Raw genomic sequence first — 15,101 nt, 5'->3', positions numbered from 1 at the left:
GTCTTCTCCTCTTTAGTTGATCGGGTGCTGGCGCAGGAAATCTGCGGCCACGGCGGAGGGGCTTTCGTGGTCGACGTCGACCCGCGCGTTCAGCTGGCGCATGGTTTCGTCGTCGAACAGCGCAGCCAGCGGCTTGAGCTCGGCGGCCAGTTGCGGGTGGGCGTCGAGGTAGACCTGACGCACCACGGGCGCGGCGGTGTAGTCCGGGAAGTAGTGCTTGTCGTCTTCCAGCAGTTTCAGCTTGAAGGCGTTCAAGCGCCCGTCGGTGGTGTAGACCAGGCCGGCAAACACCTGGCCATTGCGCAGGGCGGTGTAGACCAGGCCGGCGTCCATCTGCCGGGTGTTCTTGCGGGTCAGGGCCATGTCATACAGCTTGACCATTCCGGCCATGCCGTCGGAACGGTTGGCGAACTCGGTGTCCAGGGCCACCAGGCGATGTTCCCGGGTGTTTTCGGCCAGGGCCTGGGTCAGGTCGCTGATGCTGTTGATCTGTGGATGTTCCTTGGCCACGTTTTCTGGCAGCGCCAGGGCATAGGTGTTACTGAACTTGGACGGCGACAACCAGACCAGGCCTTTTTTCGCGTCGAGTTCTTTCACCCGGGCGTAGGACTGTTCGCTGTCGAGCTTCTCGTCGATGTGGTTGTAGGCCACCAGCGACACCCCGGTGTATTCCCAGATCAGGTCCAGTTGGCCACTTTCCTGGGCGCTGCGGGCCAGGCTGCTGCCCAGGCCGCCGGTGACGCGGGTGTCGTAGCCCTTGCTGCGCAGGTACTGGGAGGTGATTTCCGCCAGCAGGGTCTGCTCGGTGAAGACCCGGGCGCCGATGCGGATCAGCGGTTTTTCCGCGGCGTGGGCCAGTCCGCTGAAAAGCAGGACGCAGCCGAGTATCAGGCTTAATTTCTTCATGTCGGTTCCTTGTCTCTGACGGGCTTAAGACGGGCGCAGACCACGTTCCAGCCAAAGGCGGCTGGCCAGGGTCACCAGGCCGTCGAGGAGCAAGGCCAGCAGTGCGGTGCAGGCGGCGCCGAGCAGCAGTTGCGGCTGATTGTTCAGGGCGATGCCGGGGAAGATCAGGCTGCCCAGGCTGTTGGCGCCGATCAGGAAGGCCAGGGGCGCGGTGCCGACGTTGATCGCCAGGGCTACCCGCACGCCGCCGATGATGATTGGCACGGCATTGGGCAATTCGACTTTCCACAGCACCTGGCGTGGCGTCATGCCGATGCCGACTGCGGCTTCCTTGAGAGAACCCTGGACGTTTTTCAGGCCCTCAAAGGTGTTGCGCACGATGGGCAGCAAGGAGGCGAGGAACAGAGCGAAGATGGCCGGGCCACTGCCGATGCCGAGGATCCCCAGGGCGATGGCCAGGACGGCCAGAGGGGGAACGGTGTTGCCAATGTTGAAGATTTGCATGAAGCGTTCAGCGCGCCCGACCATCGAGGGTCGGCTGAGGAAGATCCCGGCGGGGATTCCCACCACCAGCGCGGCGAGCATTGACGCGAGTACCAGGTACAGATGGGCTTGCAGGTAGAACAACAGATCGTCGCGGTAGTGTTCGATCGTCGTGATGCCGATCCAGTGGACCAGCAGGGCCAGGAGGGCGATTACCGCAACCCCTCCTATCAGCCCTTTGCCATAGCGAATAGCCACAGGCGGACTCCTTTTTTCAGTCGGCGGGCACTTTCCCGTGTGGCAAGGCCATTCCTGGCTGCCGCGAAAGTACGCGCGAAAAGCAGCTCGTCGGTTGCCGGCAGAGCGGCAGGTGAACGAGCCATGAGCGCAGCTTCGTCAAGCTAACTAGCTGATATTTCAGCCCCTGACGACAGCGCGTGACAGGGGAGTGGACGTCTCCACGTTTTAAAAGGTTCCATACTTGGCAGCATATAGCCACCGTTTATCTGCCGCGTGGTGGCTTGGGCGACGGGGGCAGCGGTGGCCCGAGAGGCTATGTCTGGGCTATAATCTGCGCCCTTTTTTGATCATCGCCAGGCGATTTCCCATGACCCAACAGGCCGCCGAAGTCGCGAAACGCCGCACTTTCGCCATTATTTCCCACCCGGATGCGGGTAAGACCACCATCACCGAGAAGCTGTTGCTGATGGGCAAGGCGATTGCGGTGGCGGGTACCGTCAAATCGCGTAAGTCCGACCGCCACGCCACTTCCGACTGGATGGAGATGGAGAAGCAGCGGGGTATTTCCATTACCACGTCGGTCATGCAGTTCCCCTATCGCGAACACATGATCAACCTGCTGGACACCCCGGGCCACGAAGACTTCTCGGAAGACACCTATCGCACCCTGACCGCAGTGGACTCGGCGCTGATGGTGCTCGACGGCGGTAAGGGCGTAGAGCCACGGACCATCGCCCTGATGGACGTCTGCCGCCTGCGTGACACGCCCATCGTCAGCTTCATCAACAAACTCGACCGGGACATTCGCGACCCGATCGAACTGCTGGATGAAATCGAGGCGGTCCTGAAGATCAAGGCTGCACCCATCACCTGGCCGATCGGTTGCTACCGCGACTTCAAGGGCGTGTACCACCTGGCGGGCGACTACATCATCGTTTACACCCCGGGCCACGGCCACGAGCGCACCGAAACCAAGATCATCGAGAAACTCGACTCCGACGAAGCCCGGGCCCACCTGGGTGACGAGTACGAGCGTTTCATCGATCAGCTGGAACTGGTGCAGGGCGCCTGCCACGAGTTCAACCAGCAGGAGTTCCTCGACGGCCATTTGACCCCGGTGTTCTTCGGTACCGCCCTGGGCAACTTCGGTGTCGATCACGTGCTTGACGCGGTGGTTGACTGGGCACCGCGGCCGCTGCCGCGGGTTGCCAACGAGCGCACTGTGACGCCCCAGGAGGAGAAGTTCAGCGGCTTCGTGTTCAAGATCCAGGCGAACATGGACCCCAAGCACCGCGACCGTATCGCCTTCATGCGCATCTGCTCGGGCAAGTACGAGAAGGGCATGAAGATGCGCCACGTGCGTACCGGCAAGGACTTGCGCATCGGCGACGCCCTGACTTTCTTCTCCTCCGAGCGTGAGCAGCTGGAAGAAGCCTATGCCGGCGACATCATCGGCCTGCACAACCACGGCACCATCCAGATCGGCGACACCTTCACCGAAGGCGAGGCCCTGGGCTTCACTGGTATCCCGCACTTCGCCCCGGAACTGTTCCGCCGCGTGCGCCTGAAGGACCCGCTCAAGTCCAAGCAGCTGCGTCAGGGCCTGCAACAGCTGGCCGAAGAGGGCGCGACCCAGGTGTTCTTCCCGGAGCGCAGCAACGACATCATCCTCGGCGCCGTCGGTGTGCTGCAGTTCGATGTGGTGGCCAGCCGCCTGAAGGAGGAATACAAGGTCGAGTGCTCCTATGAGCCGATCACCGTGTGGTCCGCCCGTTGGATCGACTGCAGCGACAAGAAGAAGCTCGAAGAGTTTTCCAACAAGGCGGTGGAAAACCTGGCCCTGGACGGCGGTGGTCACCTGACCTACCTGGCGCCGACCCGGGTCAACCTGGCGCTGATGGAAGAACGCTGGCCGGACGTGAAATTCCGCGCCACCCGCGAACACCACTAAGTTCGCCGGTGACACCCCGAGCCCCGCTGTGCAGACAGCGGGGCTTTTTTTTAGCCGATGGATTCCCGGATTGGCTTGGCACCTCTCCCTGTAGGAGCTGGCTTGCCAGCGAAGAGGCCAAACGGGACGCAACACGAACCATGGCCTGTATAGGGAATGGCCGCGTGCCTTTCGCCGGCAAGCCGGCTCCTACGGGTTGCGGTGTTTTCAGGGGCTGGGCGCCGTTAGTCGGAAGGGCCCGGTCGGCTCGGGTATCGATAGCCTGCTATCTGGAAAAGCCGGGATATCGCGACTAGGTTTCAGACAGTGCTGTGGCCACTGTAAGGCAGGGTTCGCAGCCTTCGATGATTCACCTATGAAGGGATGGAATCGGCTATGAGAATGTTCCAACGCGTTGTGCTGCTGCTCAAAGTGCTGGTGATGCTGTCGCTGGGAACCTCGGCGGCCTGGGCTCACAACCTGATGCAAGTGACCGAGCCAGGCTTCACATCGAACCAGAGCACGCCGGTGCAGATGCTCGCCAAGTCCGACTCGGAGCCGGGCGATGAAGGCCAGGGTGGCAGCTCCGGCGATGACGATCAGACCACTGACGACGACGGTGACAGCCAGGGCTAAAAGAAAGCCCCCGACAACGGACTGATGCGCAATCCGTTGCCAGGGGCGGGTCGAACAAGGTTCAGGCGCTCCCGGAAGGCTTTCCGGGAGCGCCTTTTTCATGGCTGTCTACACCAGGAATTGCTCTGCGTAGTGACAGGCCACCTGCCGGCTGTCGAGCTGGCGCAGGGCCGGCTCTTCAGTGCTGCAACGCTCGGTGGCGTAGGGGCAGCGTTTGTGGAAGGCGCAACCGGATGGCGGGTTCAGTGGGTTGGGCAATTCGCCGACGATCTTGATCTTCGGCTTGTCCGGGTCCGGGTGAATGGTTGGGGTCGCCGACAGCAGCGCCTGGGTGTAGGGGTGCAGGGGACGGGTGTAGATGTCCTCCTTGGGCCCCATCTCCACCGGCCGGCCGAGGTACATCACCAGCACCTGATCGGCGACGTGACGCACCACCGCCAGGTTGTGGGAGATGAACACGTAGGCGGTGTTGAATTCCTGCTGCAGGTCCATGAACAGGTTCAATACCTGGGCCTGGATCGATACGTCCAGGGCCGAGGTCGGCTCGTCCGCCACCAGCACCTTGGGTTGCAGCATCATCGCCCGGGCCAGGGCGATGCGCTGGCGTTGCCCGCCGGAGAACATGTGCGGGTAGCGCTGATAGTGCTCGGGGCGCAGGCCTACCTGCTTCATCATCGCCTGGACTTTCTCGCGCCGTTCGGCAGCTGACAGTTTGGTGTTGATCAATAAAGGCTCTGCCAGTTGATCACCAATCTTCTGCCGTGGATTGAGCGAGGCGTAAGGGCTCTGGAACACCATCTGCACGTCTTTGCGCAGTTGCTTGCGCTGGGCCTTGTTGGCGCCGGCAACTTCCTGGCCGGCGATTTTCAGCGAGCCCGAAGAGGGCTCTTCAATCAGGGTCAGGGCCCGGGCCAGGGTCGACTTGCCGCAACCGGACTCGCCCACCACGGCCAGAGTCTTGCCGGCTTCCAGTTCAAAGGACACGCCGTTGAGCGCGCGCACGGTGGCGTGGCCCTTGAACAGGCCGCGGGATACTTCGTAGTGACGGGTCAGGTCGCGGGCGGTAAGAACGACGGCCATTACGCCACCTCCTGATTCAGCGGGTAGAAGCAGCGCGCCAGGCTGGCGGCTTTTTGATCAAGGCTGGGGCGCACTTGACGGCAGTTGTCCTGGGCATAAGGGCAGCGTGGTGACAGCAGGCAACCCTGGGGTCGATCGTAGCGACCAGGGACGATACCCGGCAGGGTCGAGAGGCGGGAGGCCCCCAGGCTGTGCTCGGGAATTGCCGCCAGCAGCGCTTCGCTGTAGGGATGCGCGGGGATGTCGAACAACTGCGGCACTTGCCCCACTTCCACGGCTTGGCCGGCATACATCACACAGACTCGCTGGGCGGTCTCGGCCACCACGGCGAGGTCGTGGGTGATCAGCACCAGGCCCATGTCCTGCTCTTTCTGCAGGGCGAGCAGCAGTTCCATGATCTGCGCCTGGATGGTCACATCGAGGGCGGTGGTGGGTTCATCGGCGATCAGCAGCTTGGGCTCGCCGGCAATCGCCATGGCGATGGCTACCCGTTGGCTCATGCCACCGGACAGTTGGTGCGGGTAGGCGTCCATACGGCTGGCAGCGCCAGGGATCTCGACCTTTTCCAGCAACTCGATGGCGCGCTTGCGTGCCGCCTTGCTGGACATCTTCAGGTGCAGGCGCAGCACCTCCTCGATCTGGAAACCCACGGTGTAGCTGGGATTCAGCGCGGTCATCGGGTCCTGGAAGACCATGGCCAGGTCCTTGCCGACGATCCGCCGGCGCTGGCGGGCGCTGAGCTTGAGCATGTCGCGGCCGTCGAAGTTGAGAGCGTCGGCGGTGACGATGCCGGGGTGCTCGATCAGGCCCATCAGCGCCATCATGGTCACCGATTTGCCGGAGCCGGATTCGCCAACGATGGCCAGGACTTCGCCCTTGTCGACCTTGAGGTCGAGGCCATCGACTACCGGAACCGCCCTGGCGTCGCCGAAGCGGACATTGAGATTCTTGATTTCTAGCAGTGACATGGGAATCTCCTCAGGCGGCGTTCTTGAGTTTCGGATCCAGCGCATCGCGCAGGCCGTCGCCCATCAGGTTGATTGCCAGCACGCTGAGCAAAATGGTCAGGCCCGGCAGGCTCACGACCCACCAGGCGCGTTCGATGTAGTCGCGGGCCGAGGCCAGCATGGTGCCCCACTCAGGGGTCGGTGGTTGCACGCCGAGGCCGAGGAAGCCCAGGGCGGCGGCATCGAGGATTGCCGAGGAGAAGCTCAGGGTCGCCTGGACGATCAGCGGTGCCATGCAGTTGGGCAGTACGGTGATGAACATCAGGCGCGGCAGGCCGGCACCGGCCAGGCGGGCGGCGGTCACGTAGTCGCGATTCAGTTCGCCCATTACCGCGGCGCGGGTCAGACGGACATAGGACGGCAGGGACACCACGGCGATGGCGATCACGGTATTGATCAGGCCAGGGCCGAGGATGGCGACAATCGCCACAGCCAGCAGCAACGAGGGCAGGGCCAGCATGATGTCCATCAGGCGCATGATGGTCGGGCCCAGCAAGCGCGGGAAGAACCCGGCGAACAGTCCGAGGAGAATCCCCGGGATCAGCGACATCACCACCGACGACAGGCCGATCAGCAGCGACAGGCGTGAACCCTGGATCAGGCGTGACAGCAGGTCACGGCCCAGTTCGTCAGTGCCCAGCAGGAATTGCATCTGCCCGCCTTCAAGCCAGGCCGGCGGCGTCAGCAGGAAGTCGCGGTATTGTTCGCTGGGGTTATGCGGGGCAACCCAGGGCGCGAACAGGGCGCAGAAGACCACCAGCATCATGAACAACAGACCGGCCACTGCCCCTTTGTTGCGGGAGAAGTGCTGCCAGAACTCTTTGTACACGGACGGATAGAGCAGGCTTTGATCGACTGCTACTGAGGAGGTTTGAGTGCTCATTAGTCTTGATCTCAGCGCTGGTGACGGATGCGTGGATTGGCAAAGCCGTAGAGGATGTCCACCACGAAGTTGACCATGATCACCAGGCAGGCGATCAGCAGGATGCCGTTCTGCACCACGGGATAGTCCCGGGCGCCGATGGCTTCGATCAGCCACTTGCCGATACCCGGCCAGGAGAAGATGGTCTCGGTCAGGACCGCGCCGGCCAGCAGTGTGCCGACTTGCAGGCCAACCACGGTCAGCACCGGAATCAGTGCGTTGCGCAGGCCATGGACGAACACCACGCGAGCTGGCGACAGGCCCTTGGCCTTGGCGGTGCGGATGTAGTCCTCACGCAGCACTTCGAGCATCGAGGAGCGGGTCATCCGCGCGATCACCGCCAGCGGAATAGTGCCCAGGACGATGGCCGGCAGGATCAGGTGATGCAGGGCGTCGAAGAAGGCGCCGGTGTCATCGGCCAGCAGGGTGTCGATCAGCATGAAGCCGGTTTTCGGCTCGATGTCGTAGAGCAGGTCGATACGCCCGGAAACCGGGGTCCAGCCCAGGCTCACCGAGAAGAACATGATCAGGATCAGGCCCCACCAGAAGATCGGCATCGAGTATCCCGTCAGGGAGATGCCCATCACCCCATGGTCGAACAGCGACCCTCGCTTCAGGGCGGCAATCACCCCGGCCAGCAGCCCGAGGACACCGGCGAACAGCAGGGCGGCCATGGACAACTCCAGGGTCGCGGGGAACAGCGAAGTGAACTCGCTCCACACGCTGGTGCGGGTGCGCAGCGACTCGCCCAGGTCACCGTGGGCCAGCTTGCCGATGTAGTCCAGGTACTGGGCGTACAGCGGCTTGTTCAATCCAAGGCGTTCCATTGCCTGGGCATGCATCTCAGGGTCGACCCGACGCTCGCCCATCATGACTTCCACGGGGTCGCCGGGAATCATGCGTATCAAGGCAAAGGTCAGCAAGGTGATGCCGAAGAATGTGGGGATCAGCAACCCCACACGGCGGGCAATAAAACTAAACATCTTCTGAAGTACCTCAATCAGCCGGTTCGGCGTTCCCGCCGCCCTTGGGGTCAAGGGCGGCGGGCGTTTCTTATTACTTCACTTGGGTGGTAGCGAAGTTGTTAGTGGCCAGGGGGCTCTGGTGATAACCCTCGACGTTCTTGCGCATGGCGGTGAACATTTTCGGATAGGCCATGGGAATCCACGGTTGATCCTGTTCGAACACCAGCATGGACTTTTCATAGAGCGCTGCCCGTTTGGCAGGTTCAGCGTCGGAGCGGGCCTGGTCGATCAGGTCCTGGAACGTTTTGTTGCACCAGCGGGCGTAGTTTTCGCCGTTTTTCGCCGCGTCACAACTCAGGTTCGGGGTCAGGAAGTTGTCCGGATCGCCGTTGTCCCCCGCCCAGCCGGCCGACACCATATCGTGTTCGCCGTTTTTCGCACGCTTGAGCATCTCGCCCCACTCCATGACGCGGATGTCGAGCTTGAGGCCGATCTTGGCCAGGTCGGCCTGCATCATCTGGGCGCCGAGCATCGGGTTGGGGTTGGTCGGACCGCCGCCGTTGCGGGTGAACAGGGTAATCATCGTGCCGTCCGGCACTGCGGCCTCCTTGAGCAGGGCGCGAGCCTTGTCCAAGTCGCGGGGCGGATTTTTCAGGCTGGTGTTGAAGCCCAGCAGGGTCGGTGGATAAGGCCCGGTGCCGATCAGGGCGTTGCCTTTGCCGTACAGGCTGTTGACGTAGGCCTCTTTGTCGAAGGCGATGTTGATGGCCTGGCGTACGCGCACATCGCTCATGTATTTGCGGGTGGTGTTCATGGCGATGTAGCTGGTGGTCATGGCTGCCAGTTCATCGACCTTGAGGTTGGCATCGGCCTTGATGCTGGGAATGTCATCGGGCTTGGGATAGAGGGCGATCTGGCATTCGTTGGCCTTGAGCTTCTGCAGGCGCACGTTGTTGTCGACGGTGATCGCCAGCACCAGCGGGTCGGCTGGCGGCTTGCCGCGGAAGTAGTCCGGGTTGGCCTTGAAGCGTACCTGGGCGTCCTTGGCATAGCGGTTGAAAATGAATGGGCCGGTACCGATGGGCTTGCTGTTGAGGTCGGCAGTCTTGCCTTCCTTGAGCAGCTTGTCGGCGTATTCCGCCGGGAAGATCGAGGAGAAGGCCATGGCGATGTCGGCCAGGAATGGGGCTTCACGACGCGTCAGGGTAAAGACCACGGTGTGGTCGTCGATCTTTTCGACGCTTTTCAGCAGTTCCTTGAAGCCCATGCTTTCGAAGTAGGGGAAGCCCACGCTGGACTTGTCATGCCAGGGATGCTTCGGGTCCAGCTGGCGCTGGAAACTCCAGAGCACGTCGTCGGCGTTCATCTCGCGGGTCGGGGTGAAGTAGTCGGTGCTGTGGAACTTGATGTCTTTACGCAGGTGGAAGGTGTATTGCAGGCCGTCCGGGCTGATGTCCCAGGATTCGGCCAGGGCCGGCTCGATGTCCGTGGTGCCGGGCTTGAAGTCCACCAGGCGGTTGAAAATGGTTTCTGCCACCGCATCGGCAGTGACTGCAGTCGTGTACTGGACCATATCGAAGCCTTCCGGGCTGGCTTCGGTACAGACCACCAAGGGTTTGGCTGCGGCGCCCATGGCGACGCTCAGCAAGGCGGCGCTCATGGCCGCTCTCAGGGGAAGCATTTTCATCAAGAACCCTCTGCAATCGATTGAACCAGATTAGCTTGAATGGCGGATTCGTCATGAACCCGCCTTTCAACTGGTGGGTTAGAGAATGTTGAACGGGATGGTGGTGACCAGGCGGAATTCGTTGATGTTGCCATCTGCCTGATGTTCGCTGGCGCGGTGGGTGGTGTACGTCGCGCGAATAGCGGTGGCCTTGAGTGGGCCGCTCTGCACTGCGTAGGACGCACCGATGCCGTATTCATAGTGGCTTTCGCCGTCCATCAGGCTCAGGTCGCCACGCTTGGCGCCTGGATCGGTGTAGGCAACACCGCGGTAGTGGGTACCGTCGATGCCCCAGCCGCGCGCCTGGTAGATGTTGAATTTCAGACCTGGTACGCCGTATTCGGCCATGTTCAGGCCGTAGGCGATCTGGAAGGATTTCTCGTTCGGTCCGTTGAAGTCCGAGAGCAGGGAGTTGGCCAGGTAGATGCCGTTGGTTTCGTGCAGGTAGTCGAAGTACTCGTTACCGCTGACTTCCTGGTACGAGAAGGTCAGGCTGTGGGCCTGGTGAGTCAGGCCGAGCGACAGCGAGTAGGTGTCGTTGTCGATCTGGCCCATCAACTTTTTACCTTCGTCGACGGTTTTGTAGTAGTTCAGGCCAGTGGTCAGGCTCAGCACCTGGCTGTCACCCAGTTCGTGGGTGGCGCCGAAGTAGTACTGGTTCCAGAAGTCTTTGACCTTGGCACCGTACAGGCTGGTTTTCAGACTCTTGAACGGCTGATAGTTGAGGCCGGCGGTATAGACCTTGTCGGTTTCCACGCCAGTGGCGGAGTACTCGCTGCGAAACTTCGACAGGCTCTGTTCGGTTCGTGGCGAGACTCGATCGAAACCAGCGAGGTCGAACGACAGGTTGTTGAGTTCTTCACTGTGCAGGCTGATGCCTTCGAAGCTCGAAGGCAGCGGACGGTTGCCGATGACGTCGACGATCGGCGTGCTGAAGTTCTGCCGGCCGGCGGTGAGGGTGGTGTTCGACACACGAAACTTGACGTTGGCCAGGCCCAGCTTGCTCCACTGGCCCACGGCGTCGCCGTCGGAGTGGGTCAGGGTACGGTTGTTCTTGCCGGCGATATCCTTGCGATCACGATCCAGAGCAATAGCGTTGTAGGCCGCCACTTCGGTACTGACACCCACGGTGCCTTCGGTGAAACCCGAGGTGTAGTTCAGGATGGTGCCCTGGACCCAGTTGATACGACGGGGAGTCGGAGTTGCGACGCCGTTGTGATTGTACGAAAAACGATCATCACGACGTTTCAGCTCGTTGGCGTACCAGTTGCGGGTACTCCCCGACAGGCTTTGCCCTTCGATGAACCCCTTGGTTTCAGCCTGGGCGCTTTTGCTGTTCAGTTCAGTCGGGACGAAGTCCTGGCTGATGCTCTCCGCATGTGCCGTGGCGGTGATGCTACTGATAGCCAAGGCTAACAATGCGCTGTTGCTCAGTTTCATGGGTGAAGCTCCTTTGCTTTCTTTTTTAAATGCCGGTTTTTTTGGGCCGGCTGTTTTTTGGAACTCATTCAAGGCTTCGCAAACGTTTGCATGTGGCTAATTCGCCAAATTCAGGCAAAGCGCCTGCGTGAGGGCGAAAAACGCCCCCAGGGTTTTGGGCTCATCGGTTATGGGTCTAGGCTGACACCTGAGAAGGAGTTACGGCCAAATGGGCTGACCATGAAACCCTCGACTTTGGCGCTTAATGGCTGGTTGATGGTTGAGTGGGCCACCGGGGTGATCGGCACTTGCTGCTTGAGCAACTGCTGGGCCTGTTTGTAGAGTTCGGTCCGCTGCTGGCGATCGGTGACGACTTTGGCTTGCTTGACCAGCTTGTCGTACTGCGGGTCGCACCACATGGAGTAGTTGTTGCCGCCGATGGCGTCACAGCTATAGAGGGTGCCGAGCCAGTTGTCCGGGTCACCGTTGTCTCCGGTCCAACCGATCAGGCTGATGTCATGTTCACCGTTCTTGGTGCGCTTGATGTACTCGCCCCATTCATAGCTGACGATCTTCACCTTGAGGCCGATTTTCGCCCAGTCGGCTTGCAGCATCTCGGCCATCAGCTTGGCGTTGGGGTTGTAGGGGCGTTGCACGGGCATGGCCCAGAGGGTGACTTCCGTGCCTTCCTTGACCCCCGCGGCCCGGAGCAGCTCACGGGCCTTTTCCGGGTTGTAGGCGGCGTCCTTGATGCTGTCGTCGTAGGACCACTGGGTCGGCGGCATGGCGTTGACTGCCAGTTGGCCTGCGCCTTGGTACACGGCATTGAGAATGCTCGGCTTGTTCACCGCCATGTCCAGGGCCTGGCGTACTTCGAGGCGGTCGAAAGGTTTGTGCTGCACGTTGTAGGCGATGTAGCCAAGGTTGAAGCCGGGCTTCTCGATGACCTGCAGTTTCGGATCGTTCTTCAGCGCATCGATGTCTGCAGGGCGCGGATGCAGGGTCACTTGGCATTCGCCGGCACGCAGTTTTTGCACCCGTACCGAGGCGTCGGTGTTGATGGCGAAAATCAGCCTGTCGAGCTTGACCCGGCTCGGGTCCCAGTAGTGCGTGTTGGCGGTGTAGCGGATCTGCGAATCTTTCTGGTAGCGCTGGAAGACAAATGGCCCGGTGCCGATGGGTTTCTGGTTGATCTGGCTAGGGGTGCCGGCCTTGAGCAACTGTTCGGCATATTCGGCAGAGAGGATCGCGGCGAAACTCATGGCGATGTTCTGGATGAAGGCTGCGTCCACGCTGTTCAGGGTGATGACCACGGTCAGCGGGTCGGTCTTCTCGACCTTGGCGATGTTCTTGTTCAGGCTCATGCCGGTGAAGTAGGGGAACTCCGTCGGGTAGGCCTTACGGAATGGGTGTTCGGCGTCGAGCATGCGGTTGAAGGTGAACAGCACATCGTCGGCGTTGAGGTCACGGCTCGGTTTGAAGTACGGCGTGCTGTGGAACTTCACCCCTTCACGCAGGTGAAAGCTGTACGTGAGACCGTCATCGGAAATGTCCCAGCTCTTGGCCAGGCCGGGAACCACGTTGGTGGCACCTCTTTCGAACTCTACCAGGCGGTTGTACAACGGCTCGGCGGCATCGTTGTCGGTGGCGGTGGTGTATTGCGCGGTATCAAAGCCTGCCGGGCTGCCCTCGGAACAGAACACCAGGCTGCGGTCGGCGGCGCTGCTGAACGAGGCACTGGCCAGTAGACTGCTGCCCAGCAGGGTCGAGAGAATCAGGGAATGACGCATGACGGTCCATCTCCATTTTTATTGTGATGATCAATGGCCATGGCTCCTTCCTGGAGCCTGTACAGGTCATTGATGCCAAACCATGGCTTGCAGCAAATGCCCGTCGGCAGGCGCAGGTTTGCCTTGCACCGACGTTAGGGATCGAGTGCAGGGGCGTACATGCGATGTGCCTTATAGCCTTGTAGGAATCGGCTTTTAATACGAAAGACCGTGTGCTCGAAGGACGGTATCTCGCAGATAGGGCCGGATTCTTCCAGGGTGGGCCGGTCAAGCAATGGCGACGTCAGGGACGTCGCCGTTGCAGGACCTTACTTGCCGATGCTGACGCCGTAGAAGGAATTCAAACCAAAGGGGCTGATCTTGAAATCCTGCACGTTGGCGCGCATGGGTTGGAACACCGTCGAGTGTGCGATAGGTGTCATCGGGACTTGGTCTTTGATGATGTGCTGCGCCTGCTTGTACAGCTCGGTGCGTTTGGCCACATCGGATGTAGCTTTGGCCTGCTTGATCAGTGCGTCGTAAGGCTTGTCGCACCATTTCGAGAAGTTGTTGCCGTTCATTGCATCACAGCCGAACAGGGTGCCGAGCCAGTTGTCCGGGTCACCATTGTCGCCGCTCCAGCCGATGATCATCGCCTGGTTTTCGCCGCCTTTGGAACGCTTGATGTACTCGCCCCATTCATAGCTGACGATGTTCACCTTAAGACCGATCTTGCCCCAGTCGGACTGCAGCATTTCGGCCATCAGCTTGGCGTTCGGGTTGTACGGACGTTGTACCGGCATGGCCCACAGGGTGATCTGAGTGCCTTCCTTGATGCCGGCTTCCTTGAGCAGCTGCTTGGCTTTCTCCGGGTCGTACTTGGCATCTTTGATCGTGGTGTCGTAGGACCATTGGGTCGGCGGCATGGCATTGACTGCCAGTTGGCCGGCGCCCTGGTACACCGAATCGATGATCTGCGGCTTGTTCACCGCCATGTCCAGCGCTTCTCGCACCTTGAGGTCGGCCAATGGGTTGGCGTCGGTGCGGCCCTTGAGTACCGGCATCACGTTGTAGGCGATATAGCCAAGGTTGAAGCCTGCCTGTTCAGGCAGCTTCAGGTCCTTGTCTTCCTTGAGCGCCTTGAGGTCGGCTGGACGCGGGAAGAGGGTGACCTGGCATTCGTTTTTCTTCAGTTTCTGAATACGTACCGATGGGTCGGTGGTGATGGCGAAGATCAGGTTGTCGATCTTCACGTCTTCAGGCTTCCAATAGTCCTTGTTGCCGGTGTAACGGATATTGGAGTCTTTCTGGTAGCTCTTGAAGACGAATGGGCCGGTGCCGATCGGTTTCTGGTTGATGTCACTGGTCTTGCCTTCCTTGAGCAGCTTGTCGGCGTACTCGGCGGACTGGATGGAGGCAAAGCTCATCGCCAGGTTCTGGATGAACGCGGCGTCAACGGTTTTCAGGGTGAACTTGACGGTCTTGTCGTCGAGCTTCTCGATCTTGGTGATGTTGGTGTCCATCCCCATGTCGGTGAAATACGGGAATTCGGTCGGGTACGCCTTACGGAACGGCATGTCCTTGTCGATCATGCGGTTGAAGGTGAACAGCACGTCGTCGGCGTTGAAGGTGCGGGTCGGAGTGAAGTACGGCGTGGTGTGGAACTTGACACCTTCACGCAGGTGGAAGGTGTAGGTCAGACCGTCGTCCGAGATGTCCCAACTGGTGGCCAGGCCAGGAATCACGGCGGTGCCGCCACGTTCAAACTGGCTCAGCCGGTTGTAGATGGTTTCGGCTGAGGCGTCGAAGTCGGTTCCGGTGGTGTACTGGCCAGGGTCGAAACCGGCCGGGCTCCCTTCAGAGCAGAACACCAGGTTAGTTGCCGCGTGGGCGAAGGGTGCGCTGGCAAGCAAGCCGGCGCTGACTAATAACGGAAGGACTGCTTTTTTGAACATGGTGGCCTCATGATTTGTTGTCATTTTTGGTGTAGAGGGCGACCTTGTGAGTCGACCCATCGA

Annotated in this window: 12 protein-coding genes; 2 read left to right on the top strand and 10 right to left on the bottom strand. The window is 60.7% G+C overall.

All coding sequences use genetic code 11. The features are described 5' to 3' along the window. Positions 1-12: 12 nt before the first annotated feature. Together GV818_RS22065 and GV818_RS22060 are read right to left on the bottom strand one after the other, a co-directional pair. Positions 13-906, bottom strand: a complete 894-nt coding sequence (locus tag GV818_RS22065; RefSeq protein WP_161755683.1) for a glycine betaine ABC transporter substrate-binding protein — start codon at positions 904-906, stop codon at positions 13-15. Between the two features lie 24 nt (positions 907-930). Further along, positions 931-1,647, bottom strand: coding sequence for an ABC transporter permease (locus tag GV818_RS22060; protein ID WP_161777511.1), 717 nt, complete (start codon positions 1,645-1,647; stop codon positions 931-933). 349 nt (positions 1,648-1,996) lie between these two features. On the opposite strand from GV818_RS22060, the gene GV818_RS22055 reads away from it, so the two are divergent. Together GV818_RS22055 and GV818_RS22050 are read left to right on the top strand one after the other, a co-directional pair. Then, on the top strand, positions 1,997-3,580 hold the full coding sequence (locus GV818_RS22055; RefSeq protein ID WP_161755679.1) for a peptide chain release factor 3: 1,584 nt from the start codon (positions 1,997-1,999) through the stop codon (positions 3,578-3,580). 375 nt (positions 3,581-3,955) lie between these two features. After that, positions 3,956-4,195: a hypothetical protein gene (locus tag GV818_RS22050; RefSeq protein WP_178125057.1), complete on the top strand. Its 240-nt coding sequence runs from the start codon at positions 3,956-3,958 to the stop codon at positions 4,193-4,195. A 108-nt stretch (positions 4,196-4,303) separates the two neighbouring features. On the opposite strand, the gene GV818_RS22045 is transcribed toward GV818_RS22050, so the two are convergent. From GV818_RS22045 to GV818_RS22010, 8 genes are all read right to left on the bottom strand, one after another. Then, a complete protein-coding gene (locus GV818_RS22045) occupies positions 4,304-5,275 on the bottom strand; it encodes a peptide ABC transporter ATP-binding protein (RefSeq protein ID WP_161755675.1) in 972 nt (323 codons plus the stop codon). Beyond that, the gene (locus tag GV818_RS22040) at positions 5,275-6,243 is read right to left on the bottom strand and encodes an ABC transporter ATP-binding protein (RefSeq protein ID WP_161755673.1); all 969 of its coding nucleotides are present in this window, start codon (positions 6,241-6,243) and stop codon (positions 5,275-5,277) included. Before GV818_RS22040 ends, GV818_RS22045 begins: the two co-directional genes overlap by 1 nt. A 10-nt stretch (positions 6,244-6,253) precedes the next feature. Continuing rightward, on the bottom strand, positions 6,254-7,165 hold the full coding sequence (locus GV818_RS22035; RefSeq protein WP_161755672.1) for an ABC transporter permease subunit: 912 nt from the start codon (positions 7,163-7,165) through the stop codon (positions 6,254-6,256). A gap of 11 nt (positions 7,166-7,176) precedes the next feature. Then, complete coding sequence (locus tag GV818_RS22030; RefSeq protein WP_161755669.1) at positions 7,177-8,187, bottom strand: ABC transporter permease subunit; 1,011 nt, start codon at positions 8,185-8,187, stop codon at positions 7,177-7,179. A 73-nt stretch (positions 8,188-8,260) separates the two neighbouring features. Continuing rightward, positions 8,261-9,856 (bottom strand): ABC transporter substrate-binding protein, encoded by a 1,596-nt coding sequence (locus tag GV818_RS22025; RefSeq protein WP_161777510.1) that lies wholly within the window; start codon positions 9,854-9,856, stop codon positions 8,261-8,263. A gap of 78 nt (positions 9,857-9,934) precedes the next feature. After that, entirely contained in the window at positions 9,935-11,335 is a 1,401-nt protein-coding gene (locus GV818_RS22020; protein WP_161755665.1) for an OprD family porin, read from the bottom strand. A gap of 167 nt (positions 11,336-11,502) precedes the next feature. Beyond that, positions 11,503-13,104 (bottom strand): ABC transporter substrate-binding protein, encoded by a 1,602-nt coding sequence (locus tag GV818_RS22015; protein WP_161777509.1) that lies wholly within the window; start codon positions 13,102-13,104, stop codon positions 11,503-11,505. A 308-nt stretch (positions 13,105-13,412) separates the two neighbouring features. Then, positions 13,413-15,038, bottom strand: coding sequence for an ABC transporter substrate-binding protein (locus tag GV818_RS22010; RefSeq protein ID WP_161777508.1), 1,626 nt, complete (start codon positions 15,036-15,038; stop codon positions 13,413-13,415). Positions 15,039-15,101: the final 63 nt, after the last annotated feature.

Source organism: Pseudomonas sp. Fl4BN1, assembly GCF_009908285.1.
Classification (GTDB): Bacteria; Pseudomonadota; Gammaproteobacteria; order Pseudomonadales; family Pseudomonadaceae; genus Aquipseudomonas.
The sequence above is the reverse complement of the archived record's forward strand: the minus strand, read 5'-3'. Positions and strand labels throughout refer to the sequence as shown.